At 55.1% G+C, this 22,052-nt stretch carries 16 protein-coding genes; 9 read left to right on the top strand and 7 right to left on the bottom strand.

Going from position 1 to position 22,052, the window contains the following annotated elements; translation table 11 throughout:
• Window positions 1–158 precede the first annotated feature (158 nt).
• From EDF78_RS15565 to EDF78_RS15550, 4 genes are all read right to left on the bottom strand, one after another.
• Window positions 159–2,585, bottom strand: a complete 2,427-nt coding sequence (locus EDF78_RS15565; protein ID WP_133823428.1) for a DUF3772 domain-containing protein — start codon at window positions 2,583–2,585, stop codon at window positions 159–161.
• A 109-nt stretch (window positions 2,586–2,694) separates the two neighbouring features.
• On the bottom strand, window positions 2,695–3,513 hold the full coding sequence (locus EDF78_RS15560) for a hypothetical protein (protein WP_095921756.1): 819 nt from the start codon (window positions 3,511–3,513) through the stop codon (window positions 2,695–2,697).
• Window positions 3,514–3,537: 24 nt separating this feature from the next.
• On the bottom strand, window positions 3,538–5,199 hold the full coding sequence (locus EDF78_RS15555) for a multidrug ABC transporter permease/ATP-binding protein (RefSeq protein WP_133823427.1): 1,662 nt from the start codon (window positions 5,197–5,199) through the stop codon (window positions 3,538–3,540).
• A 79-nt stretch (window positions 5,200–5,278) separates the two neighbouring features.
• A complete protein-coding gene (locus EDF78_RS15550) occupies window positions 5,279–6,667 on the bottom strand; it encodes an MFS transporter (RefSeq protein WP_095921754.1) in 1,389 nt (462 codons plus the stop codon).
• 171 nt (window positions 6,668–6,838) lie between these two features.
• Here EDF78_RS15550 and EDF78_RS15545 point away from each other — a divergent pair, with 171 nt between their 5' ends.
• The 3 genes from EDF78_RS15545 to EDF78_RS15535 all read left to right on the top strand — a co-directional run bounded on the left by EDF78_RS15545 (window position 6,839) and on the right by EDF78_RS15535 (window position 10,044).
• On the top strand, window positions 6,839–7,783 hold the full coding sequence (locus tag EDF78_RS15545) for a LysR family transcriptional regulator (RefSeq protein ID WP_133823426.1): 945 nt from the start codon (window positions 6,839–6,841) through the stop codon (window positions 7,781–7,783).
• A complete protein-coding gene (locus tag EDF78_RS15540; protein WP_133823425.1) occupies window positions 7,783–9,069 on the top strand; it encodes a DUF445 family protein in 1,287 nt (428 codons plus the stop codon). Before EDF78_RS15545 ends, EDF78_RS15540 begins: the two co-directional genes overlap by 1 nt.
• Window positions 9,070–9,249: 180 nt before the next feature.
• Window positions 9,250–10,044, top strand: a complete 795-nt coding sequence (locus EDF78_RS15535; RefSeq protein ID WP_229920958.1) for a YaeF family permuted papain-like enzyme — start codon at window positions 9,250–9,252, stop codon at window positions 10,042–10,044.
• 40 nt (window positions 10,045–10,084) lie between these two features.
• Here EDF78_RS15535 and EDF78_RS15530 read toward each other — a convergent pair whose 3' ends face one another.
• The gene (locus EDF78_RS15530; RefSeq protein WP_133823424.1) at window positions 10,085–11,182 is read right to left on the bottom strand and encodes a glycerol dehydrogenase; all 1,098 of its coding nucleotides are present in this window, start codon (window positions 11,180–11,182) and stop codon (window positions 10,085–10,087) included.
• Window positions 11,183–11,573: 391 nt separating this feature from the next.
• Here EDF78_RS15530 and EDF78_RS15525 point away from each other — a divergent pair, with 391 nt between their 5' ends.
• Window positions 11,574–11,756, top strand: coding sequence for a hypothetical protein (locus EDF78_RS15525; RefSeq protein ID WP_095921750.1), 183 nt, complete (start codon window positions 11,574–11,576; stop codon window positions 11,754–11,756).
• A 283-nt stretch (window positions 11,757–12,039) separates the two neighbouring features.
• On the opposite strand, the gene EDF78_RS15520 is transcribed toward EDF78_RS15525, so the two are convergent.
• Window positions 12,040–13,698 (bottom strand): glucan biosynthesis protein, encoded by a 1,659-nt coding sequence (locus tag EDF78_RS15520; RefSeq protein ID WP_133823423.1) that lies wholly within the window; start codon window positions 13,696–13,698, stop codon window positions 12,040–12,042.
• Window positions 13,699–14,115: 417 nt separating this feature from the next.
• Between EDF78_RS15520 and EDF78_RS15515 the strand changes: the two genes are divergently transcribed.
• A complete protein-coding gene (locus EDF78_RS15515) occupies window positions 14,116–15,495 on the top strand; it encodes a CoA transferase (RefSeq protein WP_133823422.1) in 1,380 nt (459 codons plus the stop codon).
• Here the strand turns inward: EDF78_RS15515 and EDF78_RS15510 are convergent.
• Complete coding sequence (locus EDF78_RS15510; protein ID WP_095921747.1) at window positions 15,492–16,343, bottom strand: AraC family transcriptional regulator; 852 nt, start codon at window positions 16,341–16,343, stop codon at window positions 15,492–15,494. The genes EDF78_RS15515 and EDF78_RS15510 overlap by 4 nt on opposite strands.
• Window positions 16,344–16,606: 263 nt before the next feature.
• Here EDF78_RS15510 and EDF78_RS15505 point away from each other — a divergent pair, with 263 nt between their 5' ends.
• The 4 genes from EDF78_RS15505 to rcsA all read left to right on the top strand — a co-directional run bounded on the left by EDF78_RS15505 (window position 16,607) and on the right by rcsA (window position 21,953).
• Window positions 16,607–18,445: a DUF2264 domain-containing protein gene (locus EDF78_RS15505; RefSeq protein ID WP_131693351.1), complete on the top strand. Its 1,839-nt coding sequence runs from the start codon at window positions 16,607–16,609 to the stop codon at window positions 18,443–18,445.
• Between the two features lie 27 nt (window positions 18,446–18,472).
• A complete protein-coding gene (locus EDF78_RS15500) occupies window positions 18,473–19,762 on the top strand; it encodes an oligosaccharide MFS transporter (RefSeq protein WP_095921745.1) in 1,290 nt (429 codons plus the stop codon).
• Complete coding sequence (locus EDF78_RS15495; RefSeq protein WP_133823421.1) at window positions 19,759–20,949, top strand: glycoside hydrolase family 88 protein; 1,191 nt, start codon at window positions 19,759–19,761, stop codon at window positions 20,947–20,949. Before EDF78_RS15500 ends, EDF78_RS15495 begins: the two co-directional genes overlap by 4 nt.
• 389 nt (window positions 20,950–21,338) lie before the next feature.
• Complete coding sequence (gene rcsA / locus EDF78_RS15490) at window positions 21,339–21,953, top strand: transcriptional regulator RcsA (RefSeq protein ID WP_095921743.1); 615 nt, start codon at window positions 21,339–21,341, stop codon at window positions 21,951–21,953.
• Window positions 21,954–22,052: the final 99 nt, after the last annotated feature.

The following is a 22,052-nucleotide window of genomic DNA, read 5'->3' as shown; positions in this document are numbered from 1 at the left end:
TTGCTTTGCTCCTCCCCCTGCGAAGGGGGAGGACGGGAGGGGGTTTTAAGGGCTGACACCGGGTCAAAGCACACTTCAACCTATTGATTTTCCTTTAATACCCCACCCCAACCCTCCCCTTCGCAGGGGAGAGAGCCGACCGGATTATTCTTTGGGTTTTACTCCGCTACCGGAATCCCCCTCTCCCCCGGTTTCTCCAGAATCATCGTCTGTGTCTGGCTCAGACTGATCCCCGCTGCGCGCAGCATTTTGAGGATTTCGTACAGCAAGTCACTGCGTGTGGCGCTGACCATACGCGGGCTGTTGACGTAACCGGTGACGCTCAGCACGATCCCGGTCGGGCCGAGTTCTTTAAAACTGACCGACGGCGCAGGCGCTTCCAGAATGGATTCATGCAGGTTGTAGGCTTCCAGCAATAATGTGCGGACCTGCTCGGGGTCGATGTCCAGCGGGAACGTCAGGGTGATGGTTGCCACGCCCTGCGCATTCCCCATGGTGGCGTTGCGGACGTTCTGCGAAATCAGCTGTGAGTTCGGCACAATCACCGTCGATTTGTCACCCAGCTGAATTTCCGTTGCGCGGACGTTGATACGACGGATATCCCCTTCCACACCGCTGATGCTGATCAAATCGCCCACTTTCACCGGACGCTCCGTCAGCAGGATCAGGCCGGAGATAAAGTTCTTCACTATCTCCTGCAAGCCGAAACCGATACCGACCGACAAGGCGCTGACGATCCACGCCAGTTTGTTCCACTCGATGCCCAGCGACGACAGCGTCAGCAGGATCACCAGCACGTAACCGACGTTGGTGAACAGCGTCACCAGCGAGGCGCGCATACCGCGATCCATCATGGTTTTTGGCAGGAAATCGTTATCCAGCCAGCGGCGTGCGGAACGTAAAATATACCAGCCGACCACCAGACACAGCACCGCATTCACGGCATGTGCCGGAATGATGTTCATGCTTTCGAGGCCCTTTCCGCCCCAGATGTCGATGATTTTTGCCAGCAGTTCCAGCGGCGTGGTGGTTCCGAAAGTGCCGTTGAGCAGCGCCACGGCAGCCATCAGTAACAGCGCGGTTTTACCGATCGCCGAGAATAGCGTCGCGGCCAGCGATAAATGGCGGTCATTGACGCTCAGCGTGCTTTTGAGGATTTTGCCACTGTGGGTCGCCGGCGCAAACACGCTTTCACACAGGTCAACGACGAAGTGAATCAGCAGATACAGGCAACTGACCACCAGTCCAATCCACAGCAGTTCGAAGGTCACAAAGCGCGCCAGCGGAATATAACCAATCAGCAGCGCCATCAGGATCACGAACGCCGTCAGGCTGATCACCAGGTGAATCAGCCCGGCCAGCGTGGAACGGGCTTCGGTCTGCTCGCCCTCCGCCTTCATTTTACGGCGCATGCGGTTTATGCGCACCGGAGCAATCAGGCAATTGAGCGCAACCAGCAGGGCCGCTAATCCGTTACCAAACAGGGTGGCGGAAACGCTGGCTCCGACCAGATTGTTCAGCTGTTCGACAATACCGAACAGGAAAATAAAGCCCGCCAGCAGAACCGGGAAGGATGCCAGCGTTTTTGCCAGCGGATCGGCGATGCCCGGCAGACGCCATGACGGGTGATTATTGGAAAGCAAGGCGATACCGAGACCGGCGATCACTGCGCTGAAATAGGTCAGTTCAACCAGCTGTTCGGCAAATTCATTCACCCACGGCGAGGTATCCGGCAGGCGGGTAAAAATGTAGCCCAGCAGCTGCACGCTGATGCCGAGCGTAAAGGTGGTGCTCAGCGTGGTGAAACAGGCCAGGAAGCTGCGGCGGAAACGCCCCTGCGGCAACCAGCGCGGCAGGATCCAGTTCATCGGTTTGTCCAGCACACGGCGACCGAACAGACCAATCACCAGCGCCAGCAGCAGATAAATGCCGGTGCCGATGCGCCAGTCTTCGCTCCACGCCTGACTCCAGGCATCACTGACTTGTGAACCGAACTCCTCAAACCGCGCCGCGTCGTTGTCGTTTGGCGTGATCAGCGGCGACCAGAAATTACCGCCAAGAATGCTGCCGGTGTTCAGCGCAATCTGGGTTTTCAGCGCGTCACGGCGCAATCCGGAGATTTGCGACGACAGGTTTTGCGCGCCGACGGCGATGGCTTTGCTTTGCTCGATTTGCGTGGTGAGCAGCGTCTTGTTGTTGTTGAGCTTATTACGCTGGCTGATCACCTGCGGCGTTTCGGTCAGCGTGCCCGGCGCGGGGGCTGGCCCCAGCACATCGAGCTGCGCCTGAACCTGCGCAAGCTGAGGCGTCAGCGCGGCGGCCAGCTTGTCGGCTTCTTCCGACAGTTTCTGCGCGGCATCCGTCAGACCGGTAAATTTTTTGTCGGTTTTTGCCGAGGATACCTGCTGTTTCAGCTGGTCGAGACGTTTCTGCAATGCCGGTAAGGCCGTCGTGGCATTAACTTTAACCGGTTGTTCTGTCGTGTCAGGCTGACCTGTACTTTCATCCGCCTGACTCAGCGCAGGCGTTATCAGCAGACATGACAATAATGCCAGCAACAACGGCACTCTTAACATTTTTTGCATAGAAGGAGGTTTCCGGGAGTTCGGGAAATTAGTGTTTTAAAAATCCGGCTAAGAATACGCTTTCTCAGCCGGAAAAATAGCGTTTATCACTCCGAAAAGGGATTCGAATTCAGTTCTTCTGACCAAGCATCATTCTGAGTATAGCCGCCGAATCCGCTGGCTGGAGCGCCAGAATGCCGGAGTACAGGCTGATGGAGATTTCGCACACTTTCTCGCGATCCACATCCGGTTTGGTCAGGTCACTGAACATCTGCAACTGCTCGCCGTACATAGTGGCCAGCGCCTCACGCACCGGGGCCATCAGTTGCACCACTTTTTCGGTGCTGACCGGCGCGGGCTGAACGGTCTGGTTGCTGCCGGTCGCCAGCAGCAAATCGTTCATGGTGCTGAGGTCTTTCTGGAACAGCTGTGGCGGCAGCACTTCTGCGGTATTCACCCCGCCGCTGACCTGCGGATAGAGAAATTTAAAGCAACTGCCGTCTTTGCGCGCCTGCAAGGTTTGCATCTCTTCCAGATTGACCTGCATTGCCTCGTTCACATTGGCATCCGGCGCGTGCGTGATGCGCTGCGAAAGCAGCACCGACACCATCGGTTTCACGGTATCAATGGCTTCCTGCTGCGATTTACCCTCTTTCTTCATGTTCAGAATGTTGCTGCGGATCTGCGCATACAGCGCCGGTTCCTGCGCTTTGATGGTGTTGTACATCGGCAGCGCCGCCAGCGCCTGATCGATTTTCTGCTCTTCGCTGTTGCCTGCCAGACGCGGCTTGATCACGCCGCCCCACAGCAGGTTGCCGCCGATGATCACCACCAGAAATAAGATCACCGCCGGGATGCGGCCGATTTTGCCTTTTTTATGCAGCGCCGCGATCAGCGAGCCAGCCACCACGCCGATGACACCCCACACCATCACTTCAGTCCAGTTCATTTTCCAATGCCTTCCGTAAACAATTTAGTGACTTCCAATCTGTGCGACCGCATCGCGGCTGGCGTCAATGCGCGCCTGCCCGTGCAGTTCGTGTAATTTGCCCTGTCGCATTTCCAGCAGACGATCGGCGTGTTCAAAATAGTGATCATCGTGGCTGATTGCCAGCACGGTTTTGCCCATATCCCGCAATTGCGGCAACAGTTCGCGGTAGAAGGTACGGCGGAATTGCGGATCCTGATCGGCGGCCCATTCGTCGAGCAGCAGGAAATCGCGCCCCTCGGCGGTAGCCAGCAGCAGCGCCACGCGCTTACGCTGCCCGGCGGACAGTTGCAGGTTGGTCACTTCGTTGCCGCTGAAGGTCAGTTTTTCTTTCATTTTCAGGCGTTGCAGCCAGTCTTCCACCAGCAGCGGATCCGGCTGTTGCCCTTGCGGCCCCATCAGCTGGCCGAACAGATGGAAATCGGTGAACACCGCCGAGAACATCTGCCGGTATTGTTCGGCAGTGTCAGCGGTGACCGGCACGCCGTCGAGCAGGATTTGCCCGGCGCGCGGCTGATACAGGCCGGTCAGCAGCATCGCCATGGTTGATTTGCCGCTGCCGTTGCCGCCAATCAGAAACACCAGTTCGCCACGGGTGATCGTCAGGTTAAGCGGACCGACGCCAAAACCGGCGTCCTCTTCTTTGCCCGCATAACTGAAGCTCAGGTCGCGCAACTCAAGGGTTTGCCATTTTTTAGCGACAACCGCAGGCGTAAAGGCCTCGTGGTATTCCGCCAGTTTCAGGGCTTTCAGTTTGCCAAACGCTACCTGTGCGCTGAGCAATGTCGGCAGCGCCCCTACCGCCTGTAACATCGGCGTGCGCAGGAACAGCAACGTCAGGGAATAGGTCGCGGCGACGTCAGTATTCGACCAGCCGAGCGTATTCGCCATAAAGAACACCAGACCAATCGCGCCCAGCATCATGATATTCGACCAGTTCACGGCGCTCAGATGGAAGGTATCGGCGCGGATAATATGATGGCGATACTCTTCGGCATCTTTGCGGTAGACATCATCAAACAGATGGCGTGCGCGTTCGCGGTTCAGCGCCAGCTCCTTGCGCCCTTCGATCACTTTCTGATAATCGGTTTGCAGCTTGTCTTCCGCATCACGCACTTTCGCCAGATGGCGGTAAACATGCGACACCAGTTTGAAACCGCCGAATATGGTGATCAGCAGCCAGACAACCGTCACCAGCAGCATTTCCGGTGACAGCCATGCCAGATAACCCGCACAGCCAATGGTCAGGATAATCCCCTGCACCAGCTCCGGCAGGCGAACAAACGCCAGTGTGATGTTACGGATGTCGCTGCCGAGGCTGGCGAGCAGTTGCGCGTTACCGATTTGCTCGATGCGTTCGATGTCGGTATCGAGAATACGTTTGATGAACTGGCCGCGCAGGCGGTAAATGAAGTGGTGGCCGAGCACGGTCAGCGCCAGTTGCGAACCCAGCGTGACCGCCATCAGCAACAGCAGAAGCCCGAGGAATTGCGGCAGAACCATCAGGGAGCCTTGCGTGGTTTCAATCAGCTTAAGATTGATAAACGCGATCAGCCCGATACCCAGAACGGCGCTGAGCAGACTCAGCGCCATAACCCCTAAAAACGGCCAGCGATATTGCTTAAAGACAACGCGTAACAACTCCATGAATTTTTCTCGTTCTGAATGCAGGTAAATGATGCTGCACGCAGTTTAATGACACACATTGTCATATCAAGAACAATTCTCATTTTAGGCGCGTATCCGGGCGGATCACCATGCGTTCGAACTTTCCAGCCACCACCAGATAGCCAAACATGCCCAGCAGGCCGTGCGCGCCGACAAACCACAGCGCGAGGTTAAAGGAGCCGGTGGCCGCCACGATATAACCGATCACCACTGGCGTGATGATCCCGGCGACATTCCCGAGGCAGTTAAACACCCCGCCGCTCAGGCCGATCATTTTCTCCGGCGCGGTATCCGACATCACCGCCCAGCCGATGGCCGACAGCCCTTTACCGAAGAACGCCAGCGTCATCAGCGCAATCACCGCCGCATCGGTGGAGACAAAGTTCGCCATCGCCAGCATCGCCGCAAAGAACATGCCCAGCACAAACGGCGTTTTACGCGCTTTCGACGGGCTGATCCCGCGGCGGATCATGTAATCAGACATCACGCCGCCGAGCACACCGCCGGAAAAACCGCAGATGGCGGGCAGCGCCACCACCCACCCGGCTTCCATGACCGTCATCCCGCGCCCTTTGATCAGGTAAATCGGGAACCAGGTCATGAAGAAGTAACTCATCGACGTGATGCAATATTGCCCGATATAAATGCCCCACAGCGTGCGGCTCTGGAACAGTTGCATCACTTCACGGAAGGTGAATTTCTGGCGCGAGGCGCGGCGGTTCAGCTCCAGATCGACCAGCGCACCGTTGGCGCGGATGTGCTCGAGTTCAGCGGGTTTGATGTGCGGGCTGCTGTGCGGTTCTTTGTAGAAGGCGAACCACAAAATCCCGGCGATCAGCCCGACGCCGCCCATCCACAGGAAAACATGCTCCCAGCCGAGCGCGTGGGTCAGCCACGCCATGATCGGCGTGAACACGCCAATCGCCATGTACTGCGCCGAGTTAAACAGCGAGGTTGCCGTGCCGCGCTCATGGGTCGGGAACCAGCAGGCGACGATGCGCGCATTGGCCGGAAACGCCGGAGACTCCACCAGACCGAGCATAAAGCGCAGAAAAAACAGCATGATGGCCGCCGACAGCCCGCTGACACCAAACCAGCCCACGGTGCCCTGCAACATGGTGAACACCGACCACAGCACCAGACTGCACCCGTACACCCGCCGTGCGCCAAATTTATCCAGCAGCCAGCCGCCGGGGATTTGCCCGATCATATACGCCCAGGCAAACGCCGAAAAAACCATGCCCAGCATCACCGGATCCAGACTCAGCACCCGCGAGACTTCCGTACCGGCGATCGACAGCGTGGCGCGGTCGGCGTAGTTGATCACCGTGATGGCAAAAATCATCCCGAGCACCACGTAACGGAAGTGACCCGGTTTCGCCGCCTCTGCCGCCGTTTCACGACACTGCGGTTTCGCGTTATCTGACACATCTGTAGGGGACGTCATGTTTTCTCTCCAGACTTATGATTGCATTCCCTGCTTTTTGTGACCGGATGCACACTTTTTACCGTTCCGGCCACGCCATTGAGATCTAAAAAATCCAAATTAATTAACAGAGTAGAAACATTTGACGATACGGTCTAAGTTAAAAAGACAATGGAACAAGTCAAAAATTGAATGATTGAATTAAACCAGTTGCGCTGTTTTGTGGCGGTGGCAGAGGAATTACATTTTGGCCGGGCGGCCAAAAGATTGTTTATGACGCAGCCGCCGCTGAGCCGTCAGATCCAGCTCCTTGAGCACGCGCTGGGCGCCCGACTGTTCGAAAGAAGCAACCGCCATGTCAGCCTGACCGCCTCCGGCAAAACGTTTTTGCGCGATGCCAGACTGATCCTCGAATTCACCGGTCAGGCGCAGGAAACGGTAAAACGGGTGGAGAAAGGGGAAATTGGCCGGCTGATGCTCGGATTTACGGCCGTCAGCGGATACTGGCAAATTCCGCAGATCATCGCGCTCGCCGCAAAGACCCTGCCGGAAATCACTCTGGTGATGAAGGAAATGGTGTCGTCGGCGCAGCTGCAGGCACTGGCGGCGCGCACGCTGGATATCGGCTTTGTGCGTCAGCCGGTGGCGTTATTTCCGCTGGCTTATCATCGGGTATTGCGCGAACCGTTGTGCGTCGCCCTGCCCGCCGCCTCCGCGCTGGCGGCCAGACCGCGACTCCGTCTGCGTGATTTTGCCGGACAGCCCTTCATCATGTATTCCGCCACCGAGGGGAAATACTTTTACGACTGTATCGCCGGACTGTTTGCGCAGGCCAACGTCGTGCCGCATTACGTGCAACATTGCAGCCAGACTCACACCATTCTCGGGCTGGTGCGTGCCGGTGTCGGGCTGGCGATTGTGCCGGACAGCGCCCGCCAGCTGGGCTTTCCCGATATTGAATTTCGTCCGCTCAGCCACCCCGACGCCTTTGCTGAAATCTACATGGCCTGGCGACAGGACGGCGAAACCCCTGCCCTCGCGGCTTTCCGGGAGATGGTCAGGGAACATTGTTCAGCGACCGGCGCATCAGAAAGAAAAAAGCTGACAGGCCGCCGCACGCTTCCTAAACTGAGGTAATGGATAAAGAACAAGAACTTCGCCGAAGTAAACGTAACGCGCTGGGGCTGCTGCTGATTGCCGCCGCCCTGTTTGTCATCACCCTTTTCCTGCCGCCCAATTTCTGGGTGTCCGGGCTGAAAGCCATTTCTGAAGCCGCGATGGTCGGGGCAATGGCCGACTGGTTTGCCGTCGTGGCGCTGTTCCGCCGCGTGCCGGTGCCCTTTGTTGCCTCGCACACGGCGATCATCCCTAAAAACAAAGACAAAATTGCCGACAATCTGGCGGTGTTTGTGCAGGAAAAATTCCTCGCGCCTGCGACGCTCATCACCCTTATCCGCCAGCATGACCCGGCGCGGATGCTGACCGACTGGCTGAACACACCGGATAACGCCCAGCGGTTCGCAAAATATGCCGTCAAGATGATCCGTGGATTTCTGGATGTCACCGACGATCAGCGCATCGCGCAGCTGATGCGGCGTGCGCTGTATCGCGTGATCGACAAGATTGATCTGTCGGCGTCCATTGCGACCCTGCTGGAAAGCCTGACCAAAAATGGCCGCCATCAGGAACTGCTGGATCAGGCGATGGATCAGCTGGAAATCCTGCTGGCGAAAGACAGCACGCGGCAGTTTATCTCCACCCAGATCGTCGGCTGGATGAAACGCGAACATCCGCTCACCGCCAAACTGTTACCCACAGGCTGGCTGGGACGTAACGGCGCGGATCTGGTGTCTAATGCGGTGAATTCTGTGCTGGATGATATGGGCAACGACAAAACCCACGCTTTCCGCAAAGGCTTCGATCAGTCTGTTCAGCGTTTTATCTGGAAACTGCAAAACGACCCCGCAACCGCGCAGAAAGCGGAAGAGATCAAGCAGTACCTGAAGGATGACGAGAAGCTGAATATTTACGTCTTACAGCTGTGGAGCGACATGCGCAACTGGCTGAAAGAGGATCTGGAAAGCGAGGATTCGCGGGTGTTTGCCAAAGTCACCGAATCCGGCCAATGGCTGGGCAACGCGCTGGCGCAGGATGAAAAGCTGCGTATCTCGCTCAATCAGCAGCTGGAAAGTATTGCAGAAAGAGTCGCCCCGGAGTTCGCTGAATTCCTGACGCGCCACATCAGCGACACGGTAAAAGGCTGGGATGCGCGCGATATGTCACGACAAATCGAGCTGAATATCGGCAAGGATTTACAGTTTATCCGCATCAACGGCACACTGGTCGGCGCCTTTATCGGCCTGATGCTGTACCTGCTTTCACAACTGCCGGTGGCGCTCCCCTGGATAATGGCGCGGATTTAATATTTTAGCGCCTCCCCCTTCACAGCGGGAGGCGCTAAAAGCGAAAGCCAAAATAAGCAGCCGCACTTTTTAATCGGATAACCTGATTGCCCGATGAATTCTAAAAGAATAGAATCACCCGGCTTAAATATAACAAAACACTTTTATTCAGATTTTTATTATCAGCAAGGATGCGGAAATATGATGTATTCATTCAGGAAAGCCTTCCTGTTTGTCGCGATTATATTATCGGGATGCAGCTCGCAACCCAATTTATCGCAGCAAAAAGCATTACAGCCTTCTGTCAGCACCTCGACATTACAGATGCAAAGACTGTCCACGCTGGAGGGGCAGGATGCGATCGCGATCGGTGCGGAGCAGCTTCAGCCGGGGGATATCCTGCTTTCCTCCGCGACCGGCGTGACGTCACTGGGTATCCGTTTATTCAGCCTGACCGGCGTCAGTCATGCCTCGGTCTATCTGGGCAAGGGCGAAGTTGCTGAGGCCGTCGGCAGCGGCGTGCAGATTATTTCTTTAGAAGAGGCATTAACCCACAGTAATTCGATGGTGAGTTTACGTAATCAGAAATTAACGGACTTGCAGGCGGAGAAATTAAGAATTTTCTCTCAGAATAATCAGGGTAAGAAATATAATTATAAAGGCATTGTGATTATTGCGCCTTATACATTGACGCGAAGAGTGTGTGATTTACCCCTGTTTTTCGGCAAAGGACGTAATACCTGCTTTGATACGCTGGCGACCGTTCAAATCGGTGATACGCCAGCGCCACAGGAAACGTTTTTCTGCTCCCAGTTTGTCATTGAGGCGTTCAATTTTGCCGGCAACCCGATTACCGCCTCGAATGCCCTGTGGATATCACCGGCCGACCTGTTGCATATGCGCGAAGGCGATGTGTCTTCTTTCGCTCCGGTTCAGCCGCTGCAATATGTCGGTCATCTTAAAAAGTGGAATTTATACGACGCGGTGTTTGGTTAAGCATGATGGCTCCCCTTGTCAGGGGGAGCCGTGACAACCCTTACTTCACGGTTTTACTGAACGCATCCACGGCCAGAATGGCGTTCGCCACGTCTTCGGCGGACAGATTTTGGTTCAGGTTACCCAGCGTATCGCCCTCACCGCCTGCCAGCGCACCGACTTTCACCAGGTTGGCGAAAGATTCGTTTTCCAGATGCATCTCTTTCAGCGTGGTCGGCATTTTGATGGCGCGGTAGAAACGCACGTATTTCGCGATTTCTTCGTCAGGGCGCTGTTCCAGCACCATTTGCGTCAGCGTGCCGTACGCCACTTTTTCACCGTGGGTCAGGTGATGGATATCGCCGGAAATGGCGGTGAAACCGTTGTGGATCGCATGGGCGCCCGCCAGACCGGCATTCTCAAAGCCGAGACCGGAAAGCAGCGTGTTGGCTTCCACCACGGCTTCGACCGCTGGCGTCACCAGTTTCTGCTCAACCGAGGTGTAGGCGCTGTAGCCGTAAGTCAGCAAGGTCTTCTCGCAGGCTTCGGCAATCGCCATCCCGGCAATGGTCGGCGCGCCGCCTACCATGGATTGCGAATGGGAACGCAATACCGCCTGCGCTTCGACAAAGGTCGCCAGACCGTCGGCGATACCGGAAGCGAACAGACGTACCGGTGCCTGCGCGCAGACATGGGTATCGACCAGCACCAGATCCGGGTTTTTGTTATAGAAACGGTAGGATTCGAACACGCCTTCATCGGTGTAGATCACCGACAGTGCGCTGCATGGCGCATCGGTGGACGCGACGGTGGGCACGATCACCACATTCTGTTGCAGTTCATCGGCAATTGCCTTGACGGTATCGAGCGTCTTACCGCCCCCCAGACCGACCACCACCTGCGTTCCGGCTTGACGGGCGATACCTGCCAGACGAGTAATTTCGCTGGCGGAAGCCTCGCCGTTAAAGCGTTCGTAATGGAATTCTACATCGGCTTTGTTCAGTGACGCTTTTACGCGATCACCGATAATTCCCCAAACAACATCATCAGCAATCAGGAATGATTTTCCGCCCAGCGCAGGCAGATAATCCCCTAACTCATCCAGTACACCACTGCCCTGAACGTATTTCCTTGGCGAAGAGAAGATAAATTTACTCATGATAAAAGCCTCTTTTCGTTGATAATGCGAAAGTGAATCACTCATCCGAGGGTAACGCAGCACGACAGGAAGCCCAACCCCTTTCATTCACTTTAACAGCATGACGCGCAAAGAATTTTTTCAATCAGTGCGGAGGGTTAAAATAATATGGCCAGATATTTTCGTTCGATTTAATACCCCTTAATGATTATTAAAATCCGCATGATTCCAGCCTGATAGAAAATATCCAGACTGTTAGCTTTTAACTATTGAATACATCAATAAAAGCGACTTCCGCTTATCAGCGAAATCCGTAGAATTCATCGCATTGGCAGCACGTCGTAAGCAGTGGTCATTAGCCAGCTCGCTGTTAGCCATTCCATTAATATTTCTGAGATTAATAAGGAACAGCATGTACAACTTTCAGCGCTACAACGCCAAAGAACTGGCGCTTGCCTATATGAGCAGCAAACCACACGACTTTTCGCCACAAGAATTTTTACAACAGTTGAAAGAGGTCGAGAAATCTTTCGACGCGGCGCTGAGAAGCCCTCAGCAGCAACCGCAGAACGGCATGCTGGTTAAGGCGTTTTGATTGCCATCTTGGTCTTAGCCAGTTGAGTACCGTGCGTTACCCTTGCTTTACCCATGGAAGCAATTTGCAAGATCCTGTGTCTGGTTCATCTGCAAAAATAAAATAGAAAAAAAGCAAAAGCCCCGAATATTCGGGGCTTTTTGTCTTTATTAATGACAACTCCGCTAAAGCATTCACGTTGTAGGAAGGCGGCAAACGAACGAATCCCGATGCGCTGACTAAAGTCAGTGATTCGGGTGAGCGAATGCAGCCAACGCACCTGCGGCTTGAAGGATGACGGGGACTACTTCGTCATCTGACGGTCATCAATGTACTTGCGATTTTCCGGTGCTGGCGGGAAATACTGATACAGCCAGGTTTCAGACAGCGCGGTCTGGCCGGAGCGCAGGAACATCCGCAGCTCAACCGGCGCGACAGAATCGCTGTCCGGATACCAGTCGAACAGGATGCGGTACCCGTCGAACGGCTGCACATACAGAATTTCGATGTTTTTGATTTGTCCGTGAGAGACATTGATCACCGGCTCGATGCCTTTATCGGCAAAGGCTTTCAGCTCGCCGCCGACAAAATCAATGGCAAAACGACGCGCCCAGACCTGCGGATAATTCTCGCCCGGTGCCCAGCCTTCCGGGAAAGCGCCCATGCCGGTGCGGGTCGCCAGCACGTTAGCCAGCGGGCTGCGGTGCGGCGGCTCGGAACTCCAGTACAGTTTGTAGCTGAAGCTGAATTCTGCCCCCGATTTCACCGGTTTTTCCGGCTGCCAGAAGCACACCACGTTATCCAGCGTTTCACCCGTCGTCGGGATTTCCATCAGGTTAACGCTGCCCTTCCCCCAGTCGCCGACCGGTTCGACCCACAGGCTCGGACGCTTGTTGTACCAGCCAATCACGTCCTGATAATTATTGAACTCGTGATCGAGCTGCAACAGGCCAAACCCTTTCGGGCTGTTATCGCTGAAGGCATTGAACTGTAAACGTTGCGGATTGTTCAGCGGACGGCAGATCCATTCCCCCGTTCCGGTCCACATTTCCAGCCGGTCTGAGTCATGGATTTGCGGGTGAATGGTGTCGCAGCGGCCACGCTCGCTGGTGCCGCAGCTGAACATACTGGTCATCGGCGAAATGCCCAGCTGTTTGATGTCTTCACGGGCATGCAGATGGTTTTCGATTTCCATCACCACGCGGGTCGGCTCGCAGTGGATCACGAATTTATAAGCACCGGTGATGCTCATGCCATCCAGCAGGGCGTAAACCGTGAATGTGGTGTCGCCCGGTTTTGGCGTATCAAACCAGAACGCGGTGAAATCCGGGAATTCTTCCGGCTGATCGGTGAAGGTATCCACCGCCACGCCACGGGCTGACAGACCATACTGATAGGTGTCATCCACCGCACGGAAATAGCTGGCACCGAGGAAGGAAACCACATCGCGGCGGGTTAGTTCAGGCGCTTTGTTCACCTTAAAACCGGCAAAGCCGAGATTAGAGAAGCCTTCCAGCTGTTTGGTGTCCACACCGGCATCGTGATAGTTAAACAATTCCGGGCGAAAGTGAATTTCGCGCGCCATGTGTTTCACCGGATCGACGGAATACATGCGCACACGGCGTTTAAAGCCCATGCCGACGTGGAACAGTTCCACATCCAGCTGACGTTCCGGCAGGCCATTCCACAGGGAATGTGCGTGATCGTACTGAATCGCGTTGTAAGCCTGCGGTGTCAGTTCAGCCAGCGTTTTAGGTAAAGGTTGTGGCGCGCCGCCGTAAGGGTTGTCGGCGAGATCTTTCGCCATCTTTTTCAGCGCGTTGAAATCAAATGGCAGTTCGCCGCCGTCTGCCACATTCGCCTCTGCCGCCTCAGCGGAACGGGTGAACAGTGTGGACATAGCCGGCACACCACACCAGGCGGCGAGTGCCATTGATGCTTTAATAAATGCTCTTCGTTCCATGCCAGAATCGTTTCCTGTACTGGGCAAAAATCTGGAGACATCGTGCTGTGACGCCGTCCCCCGCGTATTCAGAGTTTTCGACCCTAAGGCTAACGTAAAATTCACAAGCCGAGTACAAGAAATTGAATGCATTCAGCTAATATTTTGCTTGAAAAAGTAAGCAAGCCTGACTGCGCTCATGCCCCGTATGACAGGGGCTGAGGCGGTTTTCAGAAACGAAGATTTTACCAGCAATTCCTGCCCCGTTTTGGGGCGCAACAGGCCGGGGACTTTAGGAGCATTCTGTTACCGGCAGGTTATTATTCTTCATAACCTGGCGTGTCATCTGCGCCGGGTTAACACGCCTTTGTGCCCGTCCTGCTATGCTGAAATCTTATTGTTTTATGCTTATTTATTTTACTGCATGGAGGTTTCTGCATGTCCGATGAACTGATTCAGGAGAAAGCGCGTGAGCTATACGCGCAGTTAACCGGCAAGCTTTCGCTTCCCTGCCTGCTGCATGTCAGCGGCGACGGCAACCTGCCCGCGTATTATCCGGTGACGCCGTTGATTGCGGCCTCGGTGGCGCTGGCCGGTATGGCGCTTTCGCGTCTGGTTGCGCTGCAAAGCGGCGTGCATGATGCCGTTACGGTCGATCGCCGTCTGGCCTCGCTGTGGTGTAAAACCAGTATCCGTCCCGGCGGCTGGGAAATACCGCCTGCGTGGGACAGTCTGGCTGGCGATTACGCCACTTCCGACGGCTGGATCCGTCTGCATACCAATGCGCCAGCGCACCGCAAGGTGGTGGAGACTCTGCTGGGGAAAGCAGACAACCGCGAAGCACTGGCGTTGCGGGTGGTGATGTGGAAGAAGGCCGGGCTGGAACAGGCCGTAGTGCAGGCTGGCGGGTGCGCGGCGCAGATGCTGAGCGCCGCCGAATGGCAGAACCATGTGCAGGGAAAATCACTGCTGACGGAACCGCTTTTTCAGTCCTCGCTGTCTCCTGAGGCGGCGGCACCGCAATGGAAATTATCCCCGGAACAACCGCTGGCGGGCGTGAAAGTCCTCGATCTGACGCGGATTATCGCCGGGCCGGTCGCGACCCGTTTTCTGGCCGGGCTGGGAGCGGACGTGCTGCGCATCGATCCTTTCGGCTGGGATGAAACCAGTCAGGAAGCGGATGTCACCCTGGGTAAACACTGTGCACGGCTCAACCTGCACAATCCGCAGGACCGCCACCGTTTTGAGGAACTGCTGCGTGACGCCGATGTGATCGTCCACGGTTACCGTGCCGGGGCGTTGCATAGACTGGGTTATGGCAGCGAACAACGCCGGGCGATTGCGCCGGGGCTGGTGGATGTGTGCCTTAATGCGTATGGCTGGAGCGGGCCGTGGCGCGAGCGGCGCGGTTTCGACAGTCTGGTGCAGATGAGCTGCGGTATTGCGGAACACGGGATGCAGAAATCCGGCAGCCAGAAACCCGTCCCGTTGCCGGTTCAGGCGCTGGATCACGTCACCGGTTATCTGATGGCGGCGGCCGTGCTTCAGGGGCTGGCGCAGCGCGTGGAAACCGGTCAGGGCAGCGAAACGCGGTTGTCGCTGGCGCGCACGGCCCGCGAGCTGACGGAAGATAACCCGCAGGCAGACAACGAACCGCCGATCGGTTCCGCCGGACAGGCCGATTATTCTGCTGAACCGGAACACACCGTCTGGGGAACCGGCTGGCGCTTACGGCCGCCGGTCTGGCTGGAGAACTCCCGGCTGGCGTGGGATCTCCCCGCCTCACCGCTCGGTTCCGCGCCCGCGAACTGGCGTTAAGCCGTCAGCGAAAACGCCGCCTTGCGATATTGCAGCGGCGTTTTACCGATCAGCTTTTTAAAACGGGTAATGAAATACGGCGCGTCGGCGAAGCCGCACTGCAGGCCGATCTCCTCCACTGACCGGTCGGTCGAGCGCAGTAATTCACAGGCCCGTTTTACCCGTCGGGTGGCGAGATAATCCTGGATCGAGCCGCCGGTTTCCTGCCCGAATACCCGCGAAATATAACTTTCCGATAAGCCGATGGCGGCAGCCAGTTCCGCCAGCGAAAATTTCTGCACGTAGTTTTCTTCAATCCACTGCATCACTTTTGAGGCCGTCGTGCGGCTGATGGTTTTGGTCTGCGCATTATCCGCAGGCATAAACGCCATCAGCTGCAAAATCAGCATGGCGATTTCTTCCCACTGATCGGCCAGCGGTTCGGGTAACTGATTGAACTGTTCGAGTATCACTTCAATGTGGCTGGCCTGTTCGCTGAGATCGAAAATGTGCGCGGCGCGGTCGGCATCCCACAGGCTGGCGAAACGGGCACGGCGCTGCGGAAAGGATTGCAGGCAGCCGTCGAGCAACTGGTGATCAAGATGAATGGTGGTGCGCAGGTAGAGATTTTTGTCGCCGGACTCAACAAACACTTTATGCAGTTTGAACGGCGGAAACACGAATAACCTTCCCGGCCGCAGCGTGTATTGCTGGTTATCGACAATCACAATGCCGTAGCCCTGGCTGACAAACAGTAATTCCAGACACTGATGCCAGTGAAAATAATTGGCACTGCCGCGACTCATCCGGTTAAAAGAAACCTGACGTTCATTAAGGGCAATACGTTCAAGATAATCCGATACCGGCATTGCTGTTTTTCTCCGTTCATTTTTACGCCGCTGACAGCCAGGACAACAAAACACAATTTTCGGTCTGCTTTTTATAATTTAAGCCGTTTTGCCGCCCGTTTAATAATCACAATGTTGAAAATCAGCTCATTCTGTGAGGCACATAACAATCAGCGTTTTTCAGTTCTCTATATTCCCTTCGCGGCACAGAGAATTGAAATACTATTTCAAATTATTCATTCCTTATTTTACTGGTTCCCACTCACGTCACCGGGAGAACTTTTATGACGCTGAAAAAAGTGAACACCCATAATCCGTTGCGAACCCGCGACGATGTGCAGCAACTGTTGAATGACATGCTCGCGGCGGTGTCGCCTTATACGGAAGAAGGCAAAAGCGGAATCGATCTCGGCAATTCCACCACCCACTACGGGAAAGAGATTGCCAAAATGGAAGCACTGTCACGCATGCTGTGGGGGATTTTCCCGCTGCTGGCCGGTGGCGGTGACTGCCCGGATTTGCCTTTCTATCTGAATGCCATTCGTTACGGCACCGACCCTGAACATCCGCAGTACTGGGGCAACATCCGCGATTTCGATCAGCGTTGTGTGGAAATGGCCGCGTTTGGCGTCGGGCTGACGTTGCTAAATCACCGTCTGCTCAGCCATTTCAGCGAACAGGAACAGCAAAATCTCGTCCGCTGGCTGGATCAGGGACGTAACGCCACCATTCCGAATAACAACTGGAATTTCTTCCCGGTCATGGTGCAGATGGGCTTTAAGACCGCCGGTCTGGCGTGGGACAAAGATGCCGTTGAAGCGCGGTTTGCGCTGATGGAAGACTATTATCTGGGCGATGGCTGGTATTCCGACGGTCCGGGAAGACCACGTGATTACTATATTTCGATGGCCTTCCATTATTACGGATTGCTGTATGCGCAGAATATGGCCGATGTCGATGCCCCGCGGGCGGCCATGCTGCGTGAGCGGGCGCAGCGTTTCGCCCAGGACTTTATCACGATGTTTTCCACCGGTGGCGCTGCCGTGCCTTTCGGCCGCAGCCTGACCTACCGTTTCGCTGAAGCCGCTTTCTGGAGCGCCGCCGCGTACAGCAAGCTGGACGTCTTCACGCCGGGCATCATTAAAGGGCTGATCCTGCGCCATCTGCGCCACTGGCTGAAAGAGCCGATTTTCGACCGCGACGGCGTGCTGAGCATTGGCTATCACACGCCGAATCTGGTGATGGCCGAGGATTACAACGCGCCCGGTTCGCCTTACTGGGCGTGCAAACTGTTTCTGGTGCTGGCACTGCCGCAGGACGATGCGTTCTGGCAGGCCGAAGAAGCGCCGCTTCCGGTACTGCCCGCCGCGCACTGTATTCCTCATGCTAACCAGATCCTGACCCGCGATGCCGAAGGCCAGCATGTGGTGATGCTCACCTCCGGTCAGCTTGAGCTGAATAACTTCGTCAATACCGAGGCCAAATACACCAAATTCGCCTATTCCAGTCAGTTCGGTTTCACCTTAGATCGCGGACGTTACGGACTGAACCACGCCGGTTGCGATTCGATGCTGATGTTCTCTGAAGGCGACGGTTATTTTCGCGGACGCCGCGACTGCGCCGACACCCGAATCACCGGCGAGATGATCTGTTCCCGCTGGCTGCCGTGGCATGACGTTGCCGTGCGTACCTGGCTGATCCCCTGCGGTGACTGGCATCTGCGGGTTCATCACATTGAGAATCAGCGTCCGCTGGATACCGCCGAAGGCGGATTTGCGGTGATGCAGGAACCGGCTACCCGGACGCAACACACCGCAGACAAGCGGGCAGTGACGGTAACGGCACGGAACGGCATCAGCCGGATTGTCAGTCTGGATGACAGTTCACCCCGCGAGGCCGCCACCGTTATCACGCCGCCAAACAGCAGCATCATGTTTGCTGAAACCGCATCCATTCCGCTGCTGAAGTCGTCACTGCCTGCCGGTTCTCACTGGCTGATAAGCGCCGTGTGTGCGTCTGCCACCCGTGATATCCGCGCGCTGGCCGTGCCGGAAGTCAGTCGTCAGGGGCAACAATTGCGCTGGCAATATCAGGGTAACAGCGGGCACATCACGTTAGGTTAATCCTCAGGATCCGTTTCAGGAGTCACTATGAAAGCCATAAAAACAGCCAGTAAAACGGCTTACTATAAAATGAGCAGCTTTATATTCCTGTATTTCTTCACCTGGTCATCGAGCTTCGGGCTTTACGCCTTGTGGCTCGGACAAAAAGCCGGGCTGGACAGCGTCAGCATTGGCACCGTGTTCGCCATTAATGGCGTATTTGCGGTGATCATGAAGCCGGTTTACGGCTATATCATGGACAAAATCGGCATGAGCAAATCACTGCTCTATTTTGTGGTGCTGGTTTCCGCCCTGATGGCGCCGTTCTTTATCTTCGTCTATCAGCCTCTGCTGGACAGCCATCTGATGGTCGGGATTGTGGTCGGGGCGCTGTATCTGAGTCTTGGCTGGTACGCCGGGGTCGCGGCATCAGAATCGTACGCCGACCGTTTCAGCCGTCTGTATCACATGGAATTTGGTCAGGTGCGCATGTGGGGATCGCTGGGCTGGGCGCTGGCCGCCTCGTTCTCAGGCGTGTTGTTTAATCTGTCTCCGGCCTGGAACTTCGGGCTAAGCAGCGCCACCTCGCTGGTGATGCTGGCGGTATTGCTGTCGCTGAAAATCGGCGATGAGCAACTGAGAAATAACGATGTGATCTCGCAACAAAAAATCGTCTTCAGCGATGTGATTTTGCTGCTCAAAAACCGCAAGTTCTGGATGTTCTCGCTGTATGTCGCCGGTGTGGCGTGGATGATGTTTGTTGCCGAACAGCAATTCTCACGCTACTTCGTCACCTTCTTCGCCACCAAAGAGCAAGGCAACGCCTGGTACGGCTATCTGAGCACCGTACAGTCCGGCCTTGAGTTTCTGATGATGATGGTGATCCCTTTCCTGGTGAACTATTTCGGTGCCAAGAAAAGCCTGTTGCTGGTCGGCGCGCTGGTGGGATTGCGGCTGATTGCGTCCGGGCTGACCAACGATCCGCTGCTGATTTCCATTATTAAGCCCTTCTACGGGCTAGAAATCGCGCTGCTGCTGGTGTCGGTGTTCAAGTACATCGCCGAGCATTTCAGTAAACGCGTCAACGCCACCATGTATCTGCTGGGCTATCAGGCGATGATTTACGTCGGCTCGATTGTCGTCGCGCCCCCAGCCGGTTACTTCTACGACCGCATCGGTTTTGAACACACGTATCTGATTATGGGCGGCATCGCACTGTGCTTTACGCTGATTTCCGCCTTCACCTTATCTGCCTGTCACAGTTTGCGCTCCGGCGTCCCCGCACCGGCGGAACAGGTTGACCTTGAGACTATTGGAATGGAAAGGGAGAAAGTATGACTATCACCATCGCGAAAGAGACGTTACTGCCCGTGGAACTGAATCAGCTGGACAGGATCGCCTTTGCGCAAAAAATGCAGCGGGCGCGCCAGACGGTACTGAGCAAAATTTCCCGTAATCTGGAGAAGTTCGGCGATAAGTTCCCGGCAGAAACCTGCGTGAACGGCCATTATCCGCTGACGGAAAATGTCGAGTGGACCACCAGTTTCTGGACCGGACAACTGTGGCTGGCGTGGGAAATGACCGGCGACGACCGGTATCGTCACGCGGCGGAAAAACAGGTGACCTCTTTTGGTAACCGCATCGCCAACCGCATTGATACCGCGACGCATGATCTGGGTTTTCTCTACAGCCTGTCGTGCGTCAGCGCCTTTAAACTGACCGGCAACCGTCAGGCCCGTGGCTTCGCGCTGCTGGCCGCCGAGGCGCTGATGGAGCGTTTCAATACCACCGCGAAAATCATTCAGGCATGGGGAGATTTGCAGGATCCGGAACAGGCCGGACGGATGATTATCGACTGTAATATGAACCTGCCGCTGCTGTACTGGGCGAGTGAGCAAACCGGTGAACCGCGTTTTGCTCAGGCGGCACGCGCACACGCTGAACAGGCGGCGAAATATATTGTCCGTCCTGACGCCTCGACCTATCACACCTATTACATGGACACCGTCACCGGCGAACCGCGCTTTGGCAATACCCATCAGGGATATGCCGATGATTCCTGCTGGTCACGCGGACAGGCCTGGGGTATTTACGGCTTTCTGCTCAGTTACCGTTATACCGGCGATGCGGATCACGTCGAGTTGTCCCGCCGTCTGGCGCATTACTTCCTCAACCGCTTGCCGGAAGATGATGTCTGCCACTGGGATTTAGCCCTGCTCGGCACTGACGCGGTTCGCGACAGTTCAGCGGCAGCCATCGCCGTGTGCGGCTTGCTGAGTCTGGCCACCACCCTGCCCGTCACCGATGACAAACGTGCCTGTTACGAGGAAATGGCGCTGCGCATTATGGATTCGCTGACTGAGAACTATCTGACGTCTGAGGAAGAAGATTGTGACGGTTTGCTTAAGCATTCGGTCTATCACATGGCCAGCGGCAAAGGCGTCGATGAGTGTTGCAGCTGGGGCGACTACTTTTATGTCGAAGCCCTGACACGCGTGACCCAGTGCTGGCAGTCTTACTGGTGATCGCTGTGACGCAGTGTTTACGCACTGCGTCCGTTTTTCCTGCCATTTTCATTCGTGAATTGTTTTTAAGGATAAGCAAGGTCATCATCGGAATGCTAAGTGTTCCAGCGTGTTACTGTAACATCCCACTCCATAAGCCTTTCTTCTATGTCCTTACATCCATTAAGAATAGTCTGAATTGTGGCGATTTCTTTGTACAGTCACAAAGTTAATCCTGACATAAACCAAATTAATCAAAATCCTCCATGCCCCGGAAGGGGTAAAAAAATCACTTCCAACCGGTCAATTTTCATGCAAAAAGTAGAGCCAGCACGCAGTTTGTGCTTTTTGTGCTGACACCTGAGAATCCAATCATTATGCAGAACAGGGACGTCCTATGGGGACTTACTATGCAAACGATAATCTTGGATCCATGCCGGTATACGCGTCTCGGCTTGCAACAATTTCTTGCCAGTGATCACGACGTCAGTTACGTCAACCATTTCGATCAGTTGCTCAATGGTTGCGCCAGACTGAATCCTTCCATTGTTTTTATTAATGAGGATTGCATATCGTCCCATTCGGGCCATAAAGAACGACTGGGAGAACTGATCAACGAACACCCGGAAACACTGTTTTTTATCTTCATGTCGCGCACACGTATTCATTTCGAAGAGTATATTTTCGTTCGTAAGAACGTGATTATCACCTCGAAATCAATTAAGGCGGGCACACTGAAACTGTTGATGAATCATCCGCTACTGCCGCAGGCGCAGGATCCTGCCATCAGCGGAGTGCTCGATACCCGGCCCGTCATGCTGAGCCGCTCTGAATCGGCGATGCTCAGAATGTGGATGTCCGGCAACGGCACCATTGAAATATCTGACAAGCTACAAATTAAGACCAAAACGGTGTCCTCTTATAAGGGAAATATTAAAAGGAAAATAAAATCACCGAATAAGCACATTATTTATCACGTCGTCCGCTTATGTGATCAGCTCACGAACGGCATCTATGTGAATTAATCCTCTCCCTTTTTGGGTTCCCGCTACAGGCTATGCGATCGCGTGGCCTGTAGTGATCCGGATTAATCTCTGAAAATGAGATCTGCGCCACAAATATAA

The sequence above is a fragment of the Rahnella sp. BIGb0236 genome (genome assembly GCF_004364755.1).
Lineage (GTDB): Bacteria > Pseudomonadota > Gammaproteobacteria > Enterobacterales > Enterobacteriaceae > Rahnella > Rahnella victoriana.
Note: the sequence above shows the minus strand (reverse complement) of the source record. Positions and strands in the feature narration are given on the sequence as shown.